The 18,986-nt window shown below is 68.8% G+C and carries 17 protein-coding genes; 10 read left to right on the top strand and 7 right to left on the bottom strand.

Annotation, left to right across the window (positions count from 1 at the left end; genetic code table 11):
- Window positions 1–60 precede the first annotated feature (60 nt).
- A complete protein-coding gene (locus JQX13_RS00585) occupies window positions 61–1,170 on the bottom strand; it encodes an AAA family ATPase (RefSeq protein ID WP_203407133.1) in 1,110 nt (369 codons plus the stop codon).
- Between the two features lie 492 nt (window positions 1,171–1,662).
- Here JQX13_RS00585 and JQX13_RS00590 point away from each other — a divergent pair, with 492 nt between their 5' ends.
- Together JQX13_RS00590 and JQX13_RS00595 are read left to right on the top strand one after the other, a co-directional pair.
- Window positions 1,663–4,053, top strand: coding sequence for a transglycosylase SLT domain-containing protein (locus JQX13_RS00590; protein ID WP_203407134.1), 2,391 nt, complete (start codon window positions 1,663–1,665; stop codon window positions 4,051–4,053).
- 8 nt (window positions 4,054–4,061) lie between these two features.
- Window positions 4,062–4,868 (top strand): GNAT family N-acetyltransferase, encoded by an 807-nt coding sequence (locus JQX13_RS00595; protein ID WP_203407135.1) that lies wholly within the window; start codon window positions 4,062–4,064, stop codon window positions 4,866–4,868.
- Between the two features lie 6 nt (window positions 4,869–4,874).
- Here the strand turns inward: JQX13_RS00595 and JQX13_RS00600 are convergent, their stop codons facing one another.
- Together JQX13_RS00600 and JQX13_RS00605 are read right to left on the bottom strand one after the other, a co-directional pair.
- On the bottom strand, window positions 4,875–5,708 hold the full coding sequence (locus tag JQX13_RS00600) for a DUF3014 domain-containing protein (protein ID WP_203407136.1): 834 nt from the start codon (window positions 5,706–5,708) through the stop codon (window positions 4,875–4,877).
- A gap of 20 nt (window positions 5,709–5,728) precedes the next feature.
- On the bottom strand, window positions 5,729–7,309 hold the full coding sequence (locus JQX13_RS00605) for a sigma 54-interacting transcriptional regulator (RefSeq protein WP_203407137.1): 1,581 nt from the start codon (window positions 7,307–7,309) through the stop codon (window positions 5,729–5,731).
- A 225-nt stretch (window positions 7,310–7,534) separates the two neighbouring features.
- On the opposite strand from JQX13_RS00605, the gene JQX13_RS00610 reads away from it, so the two are divergent.
- From JQX13_RS00610 to dps, 3 genes are all read left to right on the top strand, one after another.
- Window positions 7,535–8,089: a peroxiredoxin gene (locus JQX13_RS00610; RefSeq protein WP_203407138.1), complete on the top strand. Its 555-nt coding sequence runs from the start codon at window positions 7,535–7,537 to the stop codon at window positions 8,087–8,089.
- A gap of 6 nt (window positions 8,090–8,095) precedes the next feature.
- On the top strand, window positions 8,096–8,623 hold the full coding sequence (locus tag JQX13_RS00615; protein WP_203407139.1) for a carboxymuconolactone decarboxylase family protein: 528 nt from the start codon (window positions 8,096–8,098) through the stop codon (window positions 8,621–8,623).
- Between the two features lie 117 nt (window positions 8,624–8,740).
- Window positions 8,741–9,217 carry a DNA starvation/stationary phase protection protein Dps gene (gene dps / locus JQX13_RS00620; protein ID WP_203407140.1) on the top strand — a complete coding sequence of 159 codons (477 nt, stop codon included), beginning with the start codon at window positions 8,741–8,743 and terminating at the stop codon, window positions 9,215–9,217.
- Window positions 9,218–9,280: 63 nt separating this feature from the next.
- Here the strand turns inward: dps and JQX13_RS00625 are convergent, their stop codons facing one another.
- The 3 genes from JQX13_RS00625 to JQX13_RS00635 form a co-directional block, all read right to left on the bottom strand.
- Window positions 9,281–9,655, bottom strand: a complete 375-nt coding sequence (locus tag JQX13_RS00625; protein ID WP_203407141.1) for a hypothetical protein — start codon at window positions 9,653–9,655, stop codon at window positions 9,281–9,283.
- 116 nt (window positions 9,656–9,771) lie between these two features.
- The gene (locus tag JQX13_RS00630; protein WP_203407142.1) at window positions 9,772–12,000 is read right to left on the bottom strand and encodes a prolyl oligopeptidase family serine peptidase; all 2,229 of its coding nucleotides are present in this window, start codon (window positions 11,998–12,000) and stop codon (window positions 9,772–9,774) included.
- Window positions 12,001–12,097: 97 nt separating this feature from the next.
- Window positions 12,098–14,194 (bottom strand): M13 family metallopeptidase, encoded by a 2,097-nt coding sequence (locus tag JQX13_RS00635; RefSeq protein ID WP_203407143.1) that lies wholly within the window; start codon window positions 14,192–14,194, stop codon window positions 12,098–12,100.
- Window positions 14,195–14,431: 237 nt separating this feature from the next.
- Here JQX13_RS00635 and JQX13_RS00640 point away from each other — a divergent pair, with 237 nt between their 5' ends.
- Together JQX13_RS00640 and chrA are read left to right on the top strand one after the other, a co-directional pair.
- The gene (locus JQX13_RS00640) at window positions 14,432–14,875 is read left to right on the top strand and encodes a DoxX family protein (protein ID WP_239014442.1); all 444 of its coding nucleotides are present in this window, start codon (window positions 14,432–14,434) and stop codon (window positions 14,873–14,875) included.
- Window positions 14,872–16,026: a chromate efflux transporter gene (gene chrA / locus JQX13_RS00645; RefSeq protein WP_203407145.1), complete on the top strand. Its 1,155-nt coding sequence runs from the start codon at window positions 14,872–14,874 to the stop codon at window positions 16,024–16,026. Before JQX13_RS00640 ends, chrA begins: the two co-directional genes overlap by 4 nt.
- 12 nt (window positions 16,027–16,038) lie before the next feature.
- Here the strand turns inward: chrA and JQX13_RS00650 are convergent, their stop codons facing one another.
- Window positions 16,039–16,851 carry a glutathione S-transferase family protein gene (locus JQX13_RS00650; protein ID WP_203407146.1) on the bottom strand — a complete coding sequence of 271 codons (813 nt, stop codon included), beginning with the start codon at window positions 16,849–16,851 and terminating at the stop codon, window positions 16,039–16,041.
- A gap of 217 nt (window positions 16,852–17,068) precedes the next feature.
- Between JQX13_RS00650 and JQX13_RS00655 the strand changes: the two genes are divergently transcribed.
- The 3 genes from JQX13_RS00655 to JQX13_RS00665 are packed head-to-tail and all read left to right on the top strand — an operon-like array spanning window position 17,069 to window position 18,955.
- The gene (locus tag JQX13_RS00655) at window positions 17,069–17,878 is read left to right on the top strand and encodes a hypothetical protein (RefSeq protein WP_203407147.1); all 810 of its coding nucleotides are present in this window, start codon (window positions 17,069–17,071) and stop codon (window positions 17,876–17,878) included.
- A 22-nt stretch (window positions 17,879–17,900) separates the two neighbouring features.
- Window positions 17,901–18,332, top strand: coding sequence for a hypothetical protein (locus JQX13_RS00660; protein ID WP_203407148.1), 432 nt, complete (start codon window positions 17,901–17,903; stop codon window positions 18,330–18,332).
- 26 nt (window positions 18,333–18,358) lie between these two features.
- Window positions 18,359–18,955, top strand: a complete 597-nt coding sequence (locus JQX13_RS00665) for a TetR/AcrR family transcriptional regulator (protein WP_203407149.1) — start codon at window positions 18,359–18,361, stop codon at window positions 18,953–18,955.
- Window positions 18,956–18,986: the final 31 nt, after the last annotated feature.

Below are 18,986 nucleotides of genomic sequence, written 5' to 3' on the forward strand. Positions count from 1 at the left end.
GTTGTCGCGAAAATGACCACGGCGCAGTAGTGCCACAAGGCGAGAGGCCGGACAGTGGGATTATTCCTCCGGCGCCTCATTTCCCTCCAGCACTGTTGCCCCGAGTTCTTTTGTCAGCCGCACCGGCTCCACCCCCGAGCGCTCCGCGATGGCCCGGGCCAGCGGCTCCGCATGGGTCGTGACCCAGATTTGACCGTGAAGCGAGGCGTCCACGATGAGCCGCCCCAGCGGCGCCAGGAGTTCCGGGTGGAGGCTCGTCTCCGGCTCGTTGAGCGCGAGGAACGCGGGAGGTCGCGGACTCAGCAGCGCCGCCAGGAGGCAGAGGTAGCGCAGCGTCCCGTCCGACAGCTCGCGCGCGGCGAGAGGACGCAGCAGCCCCGGCTGGTGGAGGAACAGGCTGAAGCGCCCCTGCGGCGCCTGCACCTCCACCCGCGAGCCCGGGAACGCATCCGAGACAGCGCGCTCGAGCCCCTTCTCATCTCCGATCTCGATGATGGTCTGGAGGGCGGCGGCCAGATCACGCCCATCATGAGCCAGCACGGGCGTGCGCACGCCCACCTGTGGCGAGCGCTGGGGCGCCTCCGGATCCGTGCGGAAGTGGTGGTAGAAGCGCCACATCCGAAGCGTGCGCTGCAACTCGGACAGGCGAGGGAAGCGGTGCGGCTCGGCGAGCTGGGACATCACCGACTCGCCCTCCCAGAGCTGCACGGGGAAGGAGGTCCGGTTGCCCTCCGAGTCCCGGAGGAAGGCCGTGCGGTTCTTGCGCTCCATGAGCACCGCGCGCCGCCCGCCATCGAGTGACCACAGGTGCTCCTCCTTCACCTCCGGATCGAGGTTGAAGAGGCTGGGGGAGTATTTGTCCCTCCCACCCGCGGGAGGTACGGGACCGATGCTCAGCTCGTAGGCCAGGTCATCCAGGGTGACGCCAACGGTCATGCGCACGGGCTTCTTCTCGCGCGAGCCCGCCCACAGCACGCTGGGCACGCCGCCCTCTTCGGCGAGCACCTGAGCCAACCGGCCATCGGCCGCCGCGGACAGGAGGAAGAGCGAGCGATAGAGGTTCGTCTTGCCACTGCCATTGGGCCCCACGATGACGGTGAGGGGACCCACGGGCAGCACGAGACCGCGCACCGAGCGGTACCCGGCGACCTCGAGTTGGGTGATGGCCATGGCACCGCACCTTACGCCGCGAGCCACCCCACCGGAATCCACTACAGTCGAAGTGCACCGCACCAGGAGGAAGTCGAGGGATGCCCACCCGGCTCATGGGCCCCTGGCCGAGAGATAACAAAGAGGACATGAAGCGGTGAGAGCGCCGCTTCCTCGATTGACGTTCGCCGCACAGCGCCAACGCCAACGAGATGACACTGCTTCACCCGTGAAAACCCACGGCTCCTGAGCGCTCGCGTTCCCAGATTTCGAGAGGGAACGAGCCCCGCGGAGACACTGTCGTGCAGCCTGCTCGCCTGCCCTCCCGTGGGGATGTGAGCCGTGCACGAGACAACGCACGCGCGCATAGCGCCAACCTCCCACACTCCCGGTGCCTGCGGGCCATCCCTAGTTCTAGGCCCTCACGCGATATGCGTGCCTCGAACAAGGGGAATGGTCGTGGGACTGGAACACGCAACGCTCCGAGGCATCCTGCGGCACACGAGCCCGCTGATGAGCTGGCCACTCGTCGCCGCCCTCTGGGTGGCGCCCGCTCGAGCCGAGCAGCCGGCGCCTGGCCCGCAGAACACGGTCCAGCAGAAGGACGGAGACATCTCCAATCTCGCCGAGAGCGCTTCCTCCCGGCCCCAGCTGGACTCCTCGCTGGACAGCGAAAGTGAGGAGGCCCCACCCGAGTTCACCATCGGGCCCGCGGAGCCGGTGGCTCCCGGTGAGCGCCAGTGGGTGCGCAAGTTCGAGCGCTCGGACATCAAGTCCTACTTCGCGGAGGGAGAGCTCGCGAAGGCGAAGGCCGCGTATGACCGGGGCCGCTACCGCACCGCGCGCCAGTTGCTGGAGACCCAGGAGGCCACGCCGCCGGTGCGCTACCTCCGGGCGATGAGCGCGCTGCGCATGAGGCAGTGGGCCACGGCGGCCGAGGAGTTCGCGTCGCTGGCGGAGGCCCATCCGCCCCTGCGCGACTACTGCCACTTCGAGGCGGCGCGCGCCCATGAGCGGATGCGCAAGTGGACCGAGGCCATCCAGCACTACGGAGCCGTGTCCCCGGGCGCGCGGCGCTACGAGGACGCCCGCTTCGGCATGGCGTCCATCCTCGAGAAGAAGAAGCGGGACTACGCCGGGGCCGTGGCGGCGCTCACCCCCATCGTCCAGACGGACTCGCCCAAGCCCAACAACCCCGCGCAGGCCAGGGCGTGGCTGACCATCGCCCGGCTGGCGCGCTACCAGGCCGACTACAACGGCGAGCACCGGGCGCACCTCGCGGTGTGGGCGCTCCATCCCTTCTCCAGGGAGGCCTCCGCGGCCGTGAAGGGGCTGCGCGACCTGCCCTACGTGCCCAAATGGAAGGTGGCGCGCGCCGAGACGCTGCTCTCCCTGCACCACAACCACGAGGCGATGGACATCCTGGAGCGGCTGCTTCCGAAGATGGAGCTGCCGGATCCGCTCGCCTGCCGCGCACAGTTCGCCTACGGCACGGCCCTGCGCAAGGAGCGCAAGCACTCGCTGGCCATCCGCGCGCTGCGGCCCGTCGTCGAGCAGTGCCAGGACGAGAACCTCCGCCCGCGCGCTCTGTACGTGCTGGGCTACTCGGAGTCGGTGGTGGAGCCGGAGAGCTCCATCCCCACCTACCTGAAGCTGGCGCAGGACTATCCCCAGCACCCGTACGCGGATGACGCGCTCTTCTACGCGGCGCACAAGTCGCTGGAGCTGGGCAACAAGGTGGCGGCCATGGGCTACCTGGATCAGCTCATCGCCCACCATCCGGACGGCAACTTCGCGTCCGAGGCGCTCTTCCAGCGCTTCATGGTGCACCGTGCAGAGGGACAGAACGAAGCGGCGCTCGAGGCGCTCTCGCGCATCGAGGAGCTCAAGGGCAAGGGCTCCACGCACGAGTCGGTGCAGCGGGCCCGCTACTGGCGATCGCGCGTGCTGCTGTCGCTGAACCGTCCCGTGGAGGCGCACGCGCTGATGGAGCGGGTGGCCGCCGAGGGCGCGGCCACGTGGTACGGGCTGCTGGCGCGCTCGCGTCTGACGCACGAGGCGCCGGAGCGGGCCCGCGCCGTCCTGGATCGGCTGCGCAGCCCCCTGGCCAACGCGGACGTCTGGCCGCTGGACGCGGGCAACCTCGCGCAGGATCCGCACTTCGTCACCGGCATCGAACTGCTGAAGCTGGAGCACCGCGAGGCGCCCGCGGAGCTGCTGGCCGTGGACCGCAAGGGCCGCGGCGAGGAGTCCATCCGGCTGCTCTTCCACATCCTCCACTCGTCCGGCTACGAGCGGTACGCGCGCAGCATCGCGTGGGCCCTGCGGCGCGAGGGGCTGGCCGCGCCCACCGAGGCCGAGACGCGCCTCATCTACGCCGCGGCCTACCCGCACGCCTTCCGCAACCTGGTGGTGCAGCACAGCCGGTCGGCGCGCGTGCACCCGGACATCATGCAGGCCCTCATCCGCGAGGAGAGCGCCTTCAACCCCAGGGCGCGCTCGCCCACGGGAGCGCTGGGGCTGTCCCAGCTCATGCCGGCCACGGCCTTCGCGGTGGCTCGCCAGCTCAACGTGCCACTGGCCACCCCCGCGGCGCTGCTCGAGCCCCGGGAGAACATCCGCCTCGGCTCGGCGTACCTGGGCAGCCTGCAACGACGCTTCGCGGGCAACCCGGCCTACGCGGTGGCCAGCTACAACGCGGGCCCTGGTGCGGTGGACCGCTGGCTGTCGCGCTTCCCCGACTCCGAGCTGGACGAGTGGGTGGAGCGGATTCCGGTGGAGGAGACGCGCCTCTACGTCAAGCGGGTGCTCGGCAGCGCAGCCGCCTACCAACTGCTCTACGCCTCCTCCTTCACCACGCTGGCCTTCGGGGAGCGAGGCTCCAATAATGCGGGCTCGCGCTGAGCCCCCGCATGTCCATCGACGAGATCCACGAATCCAATACCCAGTTCCATGAGTCCTGGCGCTTCTTCGCCAGGAACAGCGTCGCCGGAGAAGTGCTCGACCTGCCCGAGGTGTGCATCGCGTCGAGCAACGTCTCCTGGTCGATGATGAACGCGGCCTTCCTTCCGGCCCCGGTGGAGACGGAGGAGGCGCTGGAGCGGGCCGCGGCCGCCGCCGCGAGCTTCTTCCTCCCCAAGGGGCGGGGGTGGATGCTGGCCCTGTGCGAGGACTGGGTGCCGCCCCGGCTGCGCGAGCGGGCCGGGCAGCTCTTCGCCCCACACGGATTGAAGCCGTCCCTGGTGGCCACCGGCATGGTGGCCGAGCGCCTCGCACCGCCCATGCGGCCCCTGCCGGTGATGGAGGTGCGCCAGGCGGAGGACTCGCGGGGGCGGAGCGACCTCTCCGACGTCAACTCCCTCTGCTACGACGTGCCGCTCCCGGTAGGACGCGAGGCCTTCGACGTGCCGGGACTCTTCTCGGGCGACAGCAAGGGCTTCGTCGGATACCGCCACGGAGAGGCCGCCACCAGCGCCGCCGTCATCCGGGTGCGGGACGTGGCCTACATCGCGATGGTGGCCACCCTGCCCTCGCACCGGCAGCTCGGCTGCGCCGAGACCGTCATGCGCCACGCGCTCGCCGAGGCGAAGCAGGCGTGGGGAATCGAGCGCACGGTGCTGCACGCCACCCCGGCGGGACTGCCCGTGTACCGCCGCATGGGGTACCGGGCCGTCACGCGCTTCCACTTCTACATGGCGGAGCCCCCACAGCGCGGGTGAGCCGGCTCAGCGGCTGGCGGAGGGCAGCGCGAGCGCCCCCTGCAGCTCGCGCAGCTTCGCCTGGAGGGCCCGGGCGTTGGCCGGCCCCATGCGCAGCAGGTGCTTCTGGGCGGCGCTGAGCTGCTCCAGCTCCGGCGCCGCGTAGGTGAAGTTCACGCCCGGCGTGTCCACCACCTCCAGGTCCCCCTCGGGCACCGGCGTGTCGAGCATCCGCTGGATGGCCTGGGAGAGCGTCTGGTCGAAGCGCTGGCCGGGGCGGCTGATCTCCCCGTAGGCCTCGTCGATGAGCGGCTTGAGCGCCTTGTACGTGTGCGCGCTCATCTGCGTGTCGAGCGAGGTGATGACGCGCACCACGGGATCATAGCGGGCGAAGCTCTCGGGGGCGATGACGGTGCGGCCGTCGCGCTCGATGACCTGGAAGGCCCCCGGAGGCGCCATGAACGAGAGGGCGGCGCGCGGACTCTCGCCCTCGGCGATGTTGCTGACGGACGAGGTGAAGCGCCGGATCAGATCCTCGGTGGAGGCGAGCCACTTCTGCAACAGGGGCTCGGGGGACAGCAGCGCCACGAGCTCGCGCACGCGGACATCGCTCTGCCCCAGGGGCGGCATGCGCTGGGCGGGCGCGGCATCGGACCCGGCATCGGGAGTGGACGGGGCCTCGGCCACGGGCTGCGCGGGAGGCGGGATGGCGGCCGGCACTTCCTTCTCACGCCACAGCAGGTACCCACCGATGCCCAGGAGGGCCACCACGACGACTCCGAGGGCGATGAACACGGGCGTGCGCGACGAAGCGGGCTTCGGTGCGCCGTCTCGAGGCTGCTGCGGCTGCGGATCGCTCATGATTCCTCCAGGAAGGGTGTCTATTTCGCCACGTATTGCTCCAACCGGGCGATTCCCAGCTTCTTCATGCGACTCTGCAGCGTGGAGGGTTTGAGACCCAACAACGCCGCGGCGCCTCCCGGGCCGTAGATGCGGCCCTGCGTCAGCGTCAGCACACGCAGGATGTGCTGCCGCTGCACCTCCTCCAGTGTGGGCACCGCGCCTGCTTGCAGCGGCGGAGCCTCCACCGTGCCGTCCACCGTCTCCGGCACGCGCAGCGGCAGGTCGAACGCCTCGGCGCCCAGCTCCGGCTTGCGCGACAGGATGGTGGCGCGCTCCAGCGCGTTGGCCAGCTCGCGGATGTTGCCCGGCCAGTCGTACGCCGCGAGGCGGGCGATCCCCTCCGGCGTCACCCTCACCCCCCGCCGCCCGGTGCGCCGGGCCTGCTCCTCCAGGAGGAACGCGCACAGCTGCGGCAGATCCTCGAGCCGCTCGCGCAAGGGAGGCAGCCGCAGCGGGAAGACGCTCAGCCGGTAGTACAGGTCCTCCCGGAAGCGCCGCTCGGCGATGGCCTTCTGCAGGTCCACGTGCGTGGCCGCGAGGATCCGCACGTCCGCGCGCACCGTGCGGTCGCTGCCCACCGGCTCGAAGGTCTTCTCCTGCAGGGCTCGCAGCAGCTTGGCCTGCAGCTCCACCGGCAGCTCACCCACCTCGTCCAGGAAGAGCGTGCCCCCATGTGCCATCTGGAAGCGGCCAGCCCTGTCCCGCGTGGCGCCCGTGAAGGCCCCCTTCACGTGGCCGAACAGCTCACTTTCCAACAGCCCCGCGGGGATGGCCGCGCAGTTGAGCGTCACGAAGGGCCCCTCCGCCCGGGGGCTCCAGCGGTGCACCGCTCGCGCCAGCCGCTCCTTGCCCGTGCCCGTCTCGCCCAGCACCAGCACCGGCGTCTCCGTCTCCGCCACCTGCCGCCCCCGCCGCGCCAGCTCGCGCACCGCCGCGCTGCGCGACGTCTCCAGCACCCCCACCTCGTCCCCACCCAGCTGCGCCTCCAGCAGCCGCGCGTGCTCGTGCTCCCTCCGGTGCAGCCGCTCGAAGGTGCTCTTCTGCTCCGTCTCCTGCAGTGACGTGGCCAGCATCTGTCCGTACACCTCCACCAGGTCCACCACCGCCTGCGGGTACGTCTCGCACTCCGTCCGGTCCAACGTCAGCAGCCCGTAGCAGCGCTCCCCCGCGCACAACGGCACCACCATGCACGAGTGCCCCGGCGGCAGATCCAACACCCCATCGAAGGGGTCTCCGTCCCCGTGCGCGTGGTCCTCATGGGTGAAGGCCCGGGCCCGGCGCGTCTCCAGGGCCTGGCGCAGCGTGGGGAAGTCCGTCAGCTTCAGCTCGTGGCGCCGCACCTGCTCCGAGGCCAACGGCCCCCGTGCCGCCACCGCCACCAGCTTTCCTTCTCGCAACAAGAAGAGGGTCGCCAGGTCGAAGCGAACCACACGTGTGAGCCAGTCCAGGCCCCGGCGCAGCAGCTCCGCCACCGTCTCTTCCGAGGTCGCCAGCTCGATCAGGTCCCGGGCTTCCCTGCGAAGTTCGGCCCGTGTCAGCGCAACGATGTCATCCGCCATGCGTCAGCTTAAATAACCGGGGCGACACCGAAATGTCAGTGGCGTCTGACACCGATATTTCGGTATGTACCGAACCGGCGGCACCGTTCGTGAAGTGGGAAGGAGTCAACCCTTTGGAATCATTGGTGGAGTTTCCCTGGCACGAACGCTGCTCCAAGTAGTACGCGAAACGAACCTGTCCGGCCCGCCAGCAGGCGGGCCTCAACCCCGAAGGAGTCGAACCAAATGCTGACCGTTGGCGACAAGCTTCCCGCGTTCAACCTCACTGCCACCGTGAGCCTGGAGAAGGGCAAGGAGTTCAAGGAGATCAACCAGGACTCCTACAAGGGGAAGTGGCTGGTCCTCTTCGCCTGGCCCAAGGACTTCACCTTCATCTGCCCGACCGAGATCGCCGAGTTCGGTAAGCGCGACAAGGACTTCCAGGACCGCAACGCGCAGGTGCTCGGCCTGAGCACCGACAGCGAGTACGTGCACCACGCGTGGCGCACGCACCACCCGGACCTGAAGAACCTGCCCTTCCCGATGCTCGCGGACATCAAGCGTGAGCTGAGCGCGGCCCTGGGCATCCTGCACAAGGACGCGGGCGTGGCGCTGCGCGCGACCTTCATCGTGGACCCGCAGGGCATCATCCGGCACGTGTCGGTGAACGACCTGTCGGTGGGCCGCAACGTGAGCGAGGTGCTCCGCACGCTGGACGCGTTCCAGACGGACGAGCTCTGCCCCTGCAACTGGCAGAAGGGCGAGGAGACGCTCACCAAGAAGCTGGCGAAGGCGGGGTAATACGCCATGGCGTCGCTCGAAGTCGTTCGTGGTGAGTTGGCGGATGCCCACAGGGACACCCGGCTGAACCTCCAGTCGGTGCTGGAGAACAACAGCCTCACCCCCGAGCAGCGCTGGGGGGTGGCGGTGGGCAGTGCCTACGCGGCTCGTAACGAGCTGATCAAGAAGGCCCTGCTCAACGAGGCCCGTCAGGCGCTGGGCGAGAAGGCCGAGAACGTCATCGAGGACGCGCGCGCCGCGGCCTCGCTGATGGGGATGAACAACATCTACTACCGGTTCCGCCACATGGTGGGGAAGGAGTCCTACTCCACCAAGCGGGCCGGTCTGCGGATGAATCGGCTGGTGCAGGTGCTCACCAACAAGGTGGACTTCGAGCTCGTCTGCCTGGCGGTGAGCGCCATCAACGGCTGTGAGACGTGCATCCAGGCCCACGAGAAGGTCGTCATCGAGGGCGGTCTCTCCGAGGACCAGGTGCACGACGCCGTCCGCATCGCCGCGGTCATCCACGCGGCGGCGGTGGGTCTCGAGTCGTAGTAGGCGTTCCGCTTCATGCTGACATCAGACGCGCCCTCCGGTGGAAACACCGGGGGGCGCGTCGCTTTTGGAGTCCACGCATCCAAAGAAGCAAACGAACACGAAAGGAACGAACGCATGTACCGCAGCCCGAGCCCCCTTCCCGAGCAGACCCGCTCCGCCGTCTCCGCCACCCTCAACGAGCGACTCGCCGATGGTCTGGATCTGCACAGTCAGATCAAGGTCGCCCACTGGAACATCAAGGGCCCGCAGTTCGCGGCGCTCCATCCGCTCTTCGAGACCTTCGCCGTCAGCCTGGCGACCCACAACGACTCGGTGGCCGAGCGCGCGGTAACGCTGGGAGGCAAGGCGTATGGCACCACCCGGCACGTGGCGAAGACGAGCCGCATCCCGGACTACCCGCAGGACACGACGAAGGACCTCGAGCACGTGCGGCTGTTGGCCGAGCGCATCGAGGCGTACCTGAGTGGCGTACGTGAGAGCCGCAAGGTGGCCGAGCAGCACCAGGACACGGACACGGTGGACCTGCTCACGGGCATCATCACCGAGTTCGAGAAGCACGCCTGGTTCCTGCGCGCCTCGCTGGAGAGCTGAGCCCGGACACCCCGCGCACTCCAGGAGCCGAGTCCGGCCCGGGCTCCTGGAAGCAGGTGCTTCCTACCGCCGCGGAGCCTCGTCCGTCTGGCGCTTCGCATCGTCCGTCGGCCCCTCGTCGATGACCTCGGAGTCAGCCTCCACCTCGCCGGAGCCACCGGTGGCCTCATCAGCCGGCGTCCTCGGCTCGTCGCCGCCGGGCTCCTCCTGGACATCCCACGTCTGCCCGTCGGGGGTCGTCACCGTGCTGTGGGTGCCACTGTCGCCGGAGACCGTGGTGTCATAGACGGTGGGCGCGTCCTCGCGGGACTCGCGCGCCTGCTCCTCGCTGATGATCTCCTCCATGGTGGGCGCATCGGCTTCCCGCGCCTTCGAGGTGTTGGCACAGCCCCAGAGGCCGAGCACGGCGGTGGCAGCCAGGATGGAAAGCTTCTTCACGTTGCATCTCCTTGTCCGAGTCGTCCCCGAACAAGGTGGATGCCCTCCAGTCGGAGGCAAGGCGACGAGCGGGCGTTCCAGGCAGGGCCCGGATGCCCGCTCGCCCCTACCGGCCTCTAGCGGGTCTGATCACCCGCGACGGGCTGCTCACCGCCCAGACCCATCTGCGCCAGCGAGAAGGCCCACAGGTCGGTGTACTCCTCGATGATCTTGCTCGTGGGCTTGCCCGCGCCATGGCCGGCCTTGGTCTCGATGCGGATGAGCACCGGGGCCTCGCCGGTCTGCGCCGCCTGGGCGGCCGCCGTGAACTTGAAGCTGTGGCCCGGCACCACGCGGTCATCGTGGTCCGCGGTGTGGACGAGCATGGCGGGGTAGCGCGCCGGCTTCAGGTTGTGCAGCGGCGAGTACGCATGGAGCGCCTTGAACTCCTCCGGGTTCTCCGCGGAGCCGTAGTCGCTCGTCCATGCCCAGCCGATGGTGAACTTGTGGAAGCGCAGCATGTCCATCACGCCCACGCCCGGCAGGGCCACGCCGAACAGGTCCGGACGCTGCGTCACCGCCGCGCCCACCAGCAGGCCGCCGTTGGACCGGCCGTTGATGGCCAGGCGCTGGGGGGTGGTGTACTTGTGGGAGATGAGCCACTCGGCCGCGGCGATGAAGTCGTCGAAGACGTTCTGCTTCTTGAGCTTCATGCCGGCCTCGTGCCACTCGCGGCCGTACTCACCGCCGCCGCGCAGGTTCGCCACGGCGTAGACGCCGCCCTGCTCCATCCACACCAGGTTGGCCACGTTGAAGCCCGGCGTCATTGGCGCGTTGAAGCCGCCGTAGCCGTAGAGCAGCGTGGGGTTCGTCCCATCCAGCTTCAGCCCCTTCTTGTGGCTGAGGAACATGGGGACGCGGGTGCCATCCTTGCTCGTGTAGAAGACCTGCGTCGTCTCGAATTGCGACGGGTCGAACTTCACCGTCGGCGCCTTGAACACCTCGCTCTGGCCCTTCTTCAGGTCATAGCGGTAGATGGTGGTCGGCGTGGTGTAGCTGGAGTAGGCGTAGAAGGTCTCCGTGTCCTCGCGCTTGCCGCCGAGGCCGTAGACGGTGCCCAGGCCCGGCAGCGGCAGCTCGCCCGCGAGCTTGCCGTCACGCGAGTACAGGCGCACCTGCGAGTGCGCATCCTTCATCACGCCGACGATGAACTGGCCGTTGATGAGGTTCACCGAGGAGAGCGTCTCCGTGCCCTGGGGGATGACCTCCTTCCAGCTCTTGCGCTCCGGCTTGCGCAGGTCGATGGCGACGACGCGGCCACGCGGCGCATCCAGGTCGGTCTTGAACCAGAAGAGTGAGCCATCGTTGTCGATGTACTCGTACTCCGCCTCCCAATCGCGCAGGAACTCGACGACCTTGGCCTTGGGATCCTTCAGGTCCTTGTAGAAGACGAGGTTCTTGCGCTCGGTGCCGCGCGTGATGTCGATGACGAGGTAGCGCCCGTCGTCGGTGACGAAGCCGCCGATGCCCCACTCCTTCTGGTCCTTGCGCTCGTAGACGAGGGTGTCCTCGCTCTGCGCCGTGCCCAGCTTGTGGAAGTAGAGCTTCTGGTAGTAGTTGGTCCCGCTGAGCGCCTCGCCGGCCTTGGGCTCGTCATAGCGGCTGTAGAAGAAGCCCTTGCCGTCCTTCGTCCACGAGGGGTTCGAGAACTTCACCCACTTGACGACGTCCGGCAGATCCTTGCCCGTGCGCACGTCGCGCACGCGGATCTCCTTCCAGTCACTGCCGGCGGAGGCCACGCCGTACGCCATCAGGTTGCCATCCTGGGTGATGTCCAGGCCGGCCAGGGCCACGGTGCCATCCGCGGACAGCGTGTTCGGATCGAGCAACACCCGGGGCTCGGCCTCGAGCGAGTCGGCCGTGTAGAGCACGGACTGGTTCTGCAGGCCGTTGTTGCGGTGGAAGAAGTAGCGGGAGCCCTCACGCCAGGGCACGCTATATTTCTCGTAGTCCCACAGCTCGGTCATCCGCTGCTTGAGGCGGGCGCGGACGGGGATCTTCTCCAGATAGCCGAAGGTGAGCTGGTTCTCGGCTTCGATCCACTGGCGGGACTCGGGGGAGTCCGGGTTCTCCAGCCAGCGGTACGGATCGGCCACTTCGGTCCCGTGGTAGTTGTCGACCACGGAGTCCTTGCGCGCGGCCGGATAGCGCAGGCGCACGGGCGCCTGGACGGTGGCGGACGGGGTGGCTCCGGATTCGGTGCCCTGGGACGCGCTGGGGGCCTGGGCCTCCAGCTGCGTCGGGGCATGGCTGCAGTGCGTGAGCCAGAGAGCGCACGCAACGGCGGAGAAGGCGCGGATTTTCATGGTGCGCGCGAACCTACCAGCCCGGGGACGTATTTCCGAGACGGGCCATGACTCGCCGCGTCGGAGCCGTCCCCGGGAGCGCGCCCTCAGGTGTCGCTCACCACACCTTCACGCGCTTGTCGGGCGGCAGGTACGCGCCATCGCCTTCCTTCACGCCGAAGGCCGAGTAGAACTCGGGCATGTTGCGCACCACGCCGTTCACCCGGTACTCGCCCGGGGAGTGCGGATCCGTGAGCAGCTGCTGCCGGAGCGCATCGTCGCGGTTGAGCGTGCGCCACACCTGGGCCCAGCCGAGGAAGAAGCGCTGATCCCCGGTGAAGCCCTCGATGACCGGAGCGCCCTGGTCGCCCAGGGACAGCTTGTAGGCCTTGTAGGCCACGGTCAGGCCGCTCAGGTCGCCGATGTTCTCGCCCAGCGTCAGCTTGCCGTTGACGTTCAGGCCCTGCAGCGGGCTGAAGGCGCTGTACTGGTCGGCGAGCATGGTGGTGCGCTGCTGGAAGGCGGCCTTGTCCTCCGCGGTCCACCAGTCGCGCAGGTTGCCGTCACCATCGGAGCGGCTGCCCTGGTCGTCGAAGCCGTGGCTGAACTCATGCCCGATGACGCCGCCGATGGCGCCGTAGTTGGTGGCGTCATCCGCCTCGGGGTTGAAGAACGGCGGCTGGAGGATGGCGGCCGGGAAGACGATCTCGTTCATCGTCGAGCTGTAGTAGGCATTCACCGTCTGCGGCGTCATGCCCCACTCGAGCCGGTCGATGGGCTTGCCGAGCTTGTCCACGTTGCGGCGGAACTCGACCTCGCTGGAGCGCCTCACGTTGCCGACGAGGTCGCCCTTGTCGATGGTGAGCGCGGAGTAGTCCTTCCACTTCTCCGGGTAGCCGATCTTCACGTTGAACTTCGCCAGCTTGGCCTGGGCCTGCGCCTTGGTGGCGGGGCTCATCCACTCGAGCTGATCAATCCCCTTCTGGAAGGCCACGCGCAGGTTCTTCACCAGCTCCTGCATGCGGACCTTGCTCTCGGGGCTGAAGTGGCGCTCCACGTAGAGCTTGCCGAGCACCTCGCCCAGCGCGCCGTCCACCGTCTCCACGCCGCGCTTCCACCGGGGGCGGTTCTCCTGCAGGCCCTGGAGCGTCTTGCCGTAGAAGACGAAGTGGGCCTCCTCGAAGGGGCTGCTCAGCAGCGGCGCGTACCTGTCGAGCACCTTGAAGGAGAGGTACGTCTTGAGCGTGGGCAGCGGCGTGCTGGCCAGCGTCGAGGCCAGGGCCTGGAAGTAGTCCGGCTGGCGGATGATGACGCCCGGCGTCTTGTCCTCGCCCGCGGCCTGGAGGAAGCGCGACCACGAGAAGCCCGGCGTGAGCTTGTCCAGCTCGGCGACGCTCTTGAGGTTGTAGGTGGCCTCGCGGTCACGGTTGCGCACGCGATCCCAGTGCTTCTCCGCCAGCGAGGTCTCCAGGGCCAGGATGGCCTTGGCCCCACCCGAGGGATCCTTCTCACCCGCCAGGCGCAGCAGCGTCTCGATATAGGCGAGGTACGCGGAGCGCGTCTCGACGAAGCGCGGCTCCTGCTTGAAGTAGTAGTCGCGATCCGGCAGGCCCAAGCCGCTCTGGTTGGCGTAGACGATGTAGCGGTCCGCCTGCTTCGCGTCCTGGCCCACGTAGGTGGAGAACGGCGTCTGGACACCCAGACGCGCCAGCGTGCCGAACAGCTCCGGCAGTTCCTTCTTGTCCTCGAGCGCGGCGACACGGGCGAGGTCCGGACGCACCGGCTCGATGCCGAGCGACTGGATGCGCGCCGTGTCCATGAAGCTCTGGTACAGGTCGCCGACCTTCTGCAGGTCGGAGCCGGCCTTCTTGTCCTGGGCGGCGGCGGCCTCCTCGATGAGGGCGCGAAGGGCGGCCTCGCTCTTGTCGCGCAGCTCGATGAAGGAACCATAGCGGCCCTTGTCCGCGGGAATCTGCGCCGTCTTCAGCCACGTGCCGTTGACGTAGCGGAAGAAGTCGTCCTGCGGGCGCACGCTGGTGTCGAAGTACTTCGTCTCGACACCGAGCGCCCGGGGCTTCGCGGTCTGGGCGGGCGTGGACTGCTGCAGGGTCGCATCCTGCGGGGTGCTGCGAGTCGTGGCCGTGCACCCCAGGAGGAGGCAGGCGCCGAGCGTGCCGCTAGCCCAGGAATGACGGAGGAACTTCATGCTGTTCATGCGCTCTCGCTGTGCTGTGTCGGGTGGGACGAAGGAAGGTAACTCCGGAAGCGACGGGGAATTCCCAGGACGCCCGGGATTCCGCACCCCTTCGGAGGCGCGCATGCTGCCCGGGCCGGGAGCGCGGCGTCCACCCGCCCCCAGTAACCCCTTCCGACACGCCAGGTCGTAATGGATTCTTCATTCTCCAGGCGCCCTCCGTGGCAGATGATGCGCCGCGACAGAGAGGGGATGACCATGCGCTTCGACCGTCTTCTGTACAGTGGGGCACCACCGGCCACACTCCTCATCCGGGTGATGGTGGGCGCGGTCTTCCTTTCCGAGGGCATCCAGAAGTTCCTCTTCCCCGGAGAGCTGGGGGTCGGCCGCTTCACGAAGATTGGCATTCCCGCTCCGGAGGTGCTGGCGCCCTTCGTCGGAGGGGTGGAGATCGTCGGGGGCACACTCCTGCTGCTCGGACTGATGACGCGGCTGGCGGCGGTGCCACTGATCATCGACATGCTGGTGGCCATCGCCAGCACGAAGGTGCCCATCCTGCTGCAGCGCGGCTTCTGGAACATGGCGCACGACTCCCGGACGGACTTCTCGATGTTGCTCGGCTCCCTCTTCCTGCTGCTCGTCGGGGCGGGGCCCCTGTCGGTGGACGCGCGGCTCTCGGGTCGCACGGGGAACCGGACATGAGCGAGCCCGGCGCGCTGCGGGAGCTGGCGCTGCTCTTCCTCCGGCTGGGGACGACGGCCTTCGGCGGCCCGGCGGCCCACGTCGCCATGATGGAGGACGAGGTCGTCCGGCGCCGCCAATGGCTCACGCGCGAGGAGTTCCTGGATCTGCTGGGAGCCACCAACCTCATCCCCGGACCGAACTCGACCGAGCTGGCCATCCACATCGGCCACCGGCGCGCGGGCTGGAGCGGACTGGTGGTGGCGGGCACCTGCTTCATCCTCCCGGCGTTCCTCATCGTGTCGGCCATCGGCTGGGTGTACACGCGCTTCGGACAGCTGCCGCAGGTGGCGAACCTCCTCTACGGCGTGAAGCCCGTCATCATCGCCGTGGTGCTCCAGGCCATCTGGGGGCTGACGCGTGGGGCGGCGAAGACGAAGCTGCTGGCCGGAGTGGGCGTGGCCTGCGCGGCGCTGGGCTTCCTCGGGGTGAACGAGCTGCTCCTGCTGGTCCTGGCGGGCGGCTTCGTGACGCTGTGCCGTCTGGTGGCCCGAAGGCGCGAGAGTGGAGGGGTGGCTCCATCCGTGAAGGCGCTCCTCCCGGGCCTGCCGCTGGGCGGAGTGATGGCGGCGACGGCGGCTCCGGGCTTCAACCTCGGCGGCCTCTTCCTCTTCTTCCTGAAGGTGGGATCCATCCTCTACGGCAGTGGCTACGTGCTGCTCGCCTTCCTGCGCGCGGACCTCGTGGAGCGCTGGGGCTGGCTCACCGAGGCCCAGCTGCTCGACGCGGTGGCGGTGGGCCAGGTGACTCCCGGGCCCGTCTTCACCACGGCGACCTTCATCGGCTACGTGCTGGGAGGGCCCTCGGGCGCGGTGGTGGCCACCGTGGGCATCTTCCTGCCCGCCTTCTTCTTCGTCGCGGTGAGCGGACCGCTCGTGCCCCGCATGCGCCGCTCGTGGGTGGCCGGTGCCTTCCTCGACGGCGTCAACGTGGCCTCGCTCGCGCTGATGGCCACCGTCACCTGGCAGCTCGGGCGCGCCGCCCTGGTGGACGTGTGGACCGTGGGCCTCGCGCTCGCCAGCGCCGTGCTGCTCATCCGCTACCGCGTCAACTCCGCATGGCTCGTGCTGGGAGGCGCGGCGGTGGGACTGCTGCGCCTCTGGGTGCCCTGATCGACGGCGGACTCAGCCGTTCGCCGCCTCGGAGCGCGCGCCAAACCCACGGGCCAGTCGCCGACGATCCTCCTTGTAGCGCCGCAGCAACCACTGGCCCGCGGGCCTCGCCTGGATCGCCGCGCGCAGCTCGGCGATCTCCGGCGGAACCAGCTCTCCGGGCCGCACCGCATACGGAGAACCCTCCGTCGCCATCAACGGGCCGTAGAGCGCCGCCGCGGTGATGTCCGCGATCGACAGGGACTCGCCCACCAGATAGCGAGAGGGGTCTCCCTGAATCTCCCGCTCCAGCCGATCGATCCCCTCCAGGATCTTCACACGCGACTCCTCCACCTTGTCGGGCGTCAGCGTGTACTGGCGCCGGATGGCCGCCTTGATGAGGGGGAGCATCGCGGACCCGACCAGGCGCAGCGACGGCGTGAACGCGTTGAACATGAACGACTTGATGTCCGCGTCACTGGCGAAGAGCTTCGCGTACACCCAGCGGCGCACGTGCTTGCCCGCCACCTCGTCGAACCAGGCCTCCAGCTCGAGGACCCGCTCGCGCTCGGGCCCCGCGGCCGGTATCAGCGCGGGCGTCGATGGATGGGCTCGCTCCAGGTACAGGGCGATGTCGGTCGAGTCGGCGACGACGCTTCCCCCATCCACCATCACGGGCACGGTGCCTCGGCCGCCCTTCGTCAGGCGCTTCGTCACCAGGCGGTGCAGGCCGGGAATCAGGTTCTCGATGCGAAAGGAGAGCCCCTTGGCATCGAGGTTCCAGCGGGTCTTCTCGCAGTAGTGCGAGATGGGGATTTGGTAGAGGGTGATCTCTGGCTGGGGCATGTCGGGGGCCTCGGGTTGCCGGGAGCATGCCGTTCCCCGTCCTCCCGGTACAACCGTCCGAGCGTGACGAATCCACCCCCAGACCGTGCAACCCCCTGCACGGGCTCAGGACCGGGCCTCGGGACTTCGCGGGTTTGTACGGAGGGCACGCGGGTTGCTCTCATGACATCCGTCCGGGACCCCGAGCAGCCGGGTCCCCCTCCGCGGAGATGTCCCCATGCGAATTCCCACCTGCCTCGCCCTCGTCCTCCTCTCCACCTCTTGCGGCCGGGAGCCACCGTCGAAGGAGGAGATCGAAGACGCGAGGGCCCGGGTGGACCTCGCGGTCCACGCGGCGCACCAGGCCCGCACGGCGCTCGAGCTGCTCGGACTCCTCCCCGTCTACACCTGCGGCGAGCCCCGCCGTACCTTCGTGGGCAAGGTCACCGATGGCATCCAGGTTCAGGTGGCCTGCGTCACCGCCACCACCGAGGCCCGGGGCGACGCCTCGGACGCGGTGGTGCTCTCCTTCCCCGAGGCCCACTGCTCCGTGAACGGGCACACCGTGTCCGGCCAGAGCGCCTTCATCTACCAGGGAGGCGAGGAGCGGATGGACGTCTTCGCCGATCTGCGCGGGCTGAAGGTGGATGGCGAGTCGCTCGAAGCCAAGGTGGGCTACGGCACCTGCGGCGACGAGAAGCGCTTCTGGACCGAGGCCGCTGGCGCCCTCCCGGGCCGGGCCGGCAGCAGCTACAGCGTGAACGGGCGGGTGGGCCTGCGCGAGGATGGCCTGCCCCTCATCGGCGGCACCACGCTCGTGTTCGACGGGCCCGCCGAGGTGACCGGGCCGCTGGGCACGGATCACATCACCCTCTCCGAGCTGCAGTACGAGGTGGGCGAGTTCCTGCCCAAGAAGGGCGAGGCCCTCATCTCGACCGCGGATGGCCGCCGGATGAAGGTCACCTTCAGTGAAGTGTTGTGGCGCGTGGGCAAGGTGGAGGTCGAAATCGACGACAAGGAGCCGGTGACGGTGCCCATCGTCCGGTGAGTCCGAGGTAGGATTCCGGGGTATGACCGCCCCAGACTCCCGCCCCTCCCCTGGCCTGCTCGCCCGTGCCCTGAAGAAGGTCGGGCAGCTCACCAGCCCGGAGACCCGCTCGGGCCAGGTCTTCGCCAAGGCCGAGCGGGGTCTCACCCAGGTGGCCGCGCGCCTCGCCGAGAGCCCCACCTTCCTGCGCGTCAGCGGCGGCCTCATGCGCCGTGGCTTCACCCAGCAGATCCGCCGCACCTCGATGATGGAGAAGACGCTGCACTCGCTGCGCGTGCCCACCGCCTCCGAGGTCGATGCCCTTCGCGACCAGCTGCGCCGCATGGGAGATCAGGTCGAGGCGCTCGGCTCGCAGCTCGAGCACGTCGTCGAGCTGCTGGAGCGCCAGGAGCAGCAGCCGGCCCCCTCCTCCACCCCCGCGCCCCGCCGTCGCCGGACGCCCTCGTCCAGGTAGAGCTCCTGGCATCCGCGAGGTCTCCCATGCCTCGGACCGCAGAACAGAACCAACGGTTGAAGGAGGAGCGGCGGCGCGCGCTGCTGAAGGCGGCGCGCGAGGTCTTCGCTCGCCGGGGACTGGCGGCCACCAAGATGACGGACCTCGCCGCCGCCGCGGGCATCAGCTACGGGCTCGTCTATCACTACTTCCCGGACAAGGAGTCCGTGTTCGCCGCACTCGTGGATGAGACCGTGCGGGGCGGTATCGAGCTGCTCGTCTCGGCGCGGCAAAGGCCCGGAACGCCCTGGGAGCAACTCCATTACGTCTGCACCCAGATGTTGGAGGGCATCCGGAAGCAGCCCGCCATCCCCCTCATCCTCGTGCAGGCGCATGCCAGCGAGAGTATCCCCGCCGCGGTGGAGCAGGCCCTGGACCGCTACAGCACCGAGTTCAACCGGAACCTCGAGGAGCTCATCACGTCCGGACAGAAGGCGGGGCAGATCGTGGACGTCCCCGCCGAGGAGCTCGCGCGGACCTTCATTGCCACCGTGCAGGGGCTCGCGCTGACGCAGCTCTTCCCCCAGATGAGGGACACGCCATTTCCCTCGACCGACACCGTCCTGCGGCTCTTCAAGCCCTGAGCTATGGTAGCGGCTACCTGATACCCGGAGC

The sequence above is a fragment of the Archangium violaceum genome, assembly GCF_016859125.1.
GTDB lineage: Bacteria > Myxococcota > Myxococcia > Myxococcales > Myxococcaceae > Archangium > Archangium violaceum_A.

Coding starts and splice junctions, on each gene's coding strand:
- JQX13_RS00585 (WP_203407133.1), bottom strand. CDS start 1,170: ATGGCCATCACCCAACTCGAGGTCGCCGGGTACCGCTCGGTGCGCGGT.
- JQX13_RS00590 (WP_203407134.1), top strand. CDS start 1,663: ATGAGCTGGCCACTCGTCGCCGCCCTCTGGGTGGCGCCCGCTCGAGCC.
- JQX13_RS00595 (WP_203407135.1), top strand. CDS start 4,062: ATGTCCATCGACGAGATCCACGAATCCAATACCCAGTTCCATGAGTCC.
- JQX13_RS00600 (WP_203407136.1), bottom strand. CDS start 5,708: ATGAGCGATCCGCAGCCGCAGCAGCCTCGAGACGGCGCACCGAAGCCC.
- JQX13_RS00605 (WP_203407137.1), bottom strand. CDS start 7,309: ATGGCGGATGACATCGTTGCGCTGACACGGGCCGAACTTCGCAGGGAA.
- JQX13_RS00610 (WP_203407138.1), top strand. CDS start 7,535: ATGCTGACCGTTGGCGACAAGCTTCCCGCGTTCAACCTCACTGCCACC.
- JQX13_RS00615 (WP_203407139.1), top strand. CDS start 8,096: ATGGCGTCGCTCGAAGTCGTTCGTGGTGAGTTGGCGGATGCCCACAGG.
- dps (WP_203407140.1), top strand. CDS start 8,741: ATGTACCGCAGCCCGAGCCCCCTTCCCGAGCAGACCCGCTCCGCCGTC.
- JQX13_RS00630 (WP_203407142.1), bottom strand. CDS start 12,000: ATGAAAATCCGCGCCTTCTCCGCCGTTGCGTGCGCTCTCTGGCTCACG.
- JQX13_RS00635 (WP_203407143.1), bottom strand. CDS start 14,194: ATGAACAGCATGAAGTTCCTCCGTCATTCCTGGGCTAGCGGCACGCTC.
- JQX13_RS00640 (WP_239014442.1), top strand. CDS start 14,432: ATGCGCTTCGACCGTCTTCTGTACAGTGGGGCACCACCGGCCACACTC.
- chrA (WP_203407145.1), top strand. CDS start 14,872: ATGAGCGAGCCCGGCGCGCTGCGGGAGCTGGCGCTGCTCTTCCTCCGG.
- JQX13_RS00650 (WP_203407146.1), bottom strand. CDS start 16,851: ATGCCCCAGCCAGAGATCACCCTCTACCAAATCCCCATCTCGCACTAC.
- JQX13_RS00655 (WP_203407147.1), top strand. CDS start 17,069: ATGCGAATTCCCACCTGCCTCGCCCTCGTCCTCCTCTCCACCTCTTGC.
- JQX13_RS00660 (WP_203407148.1), top strand. CDS start 17,901: ATGACCGCCCCAGACTCCCGCCCCTCCCCTGGCCTGCTCGCCCGTGCC.
- JQX13_RS00665 (WP_203407149.1), top strand. CDS start 18,359: ATGCCTCGGACCGCAGAACAGAACCAACGGTTGAAGGAGGAGCGGCGG.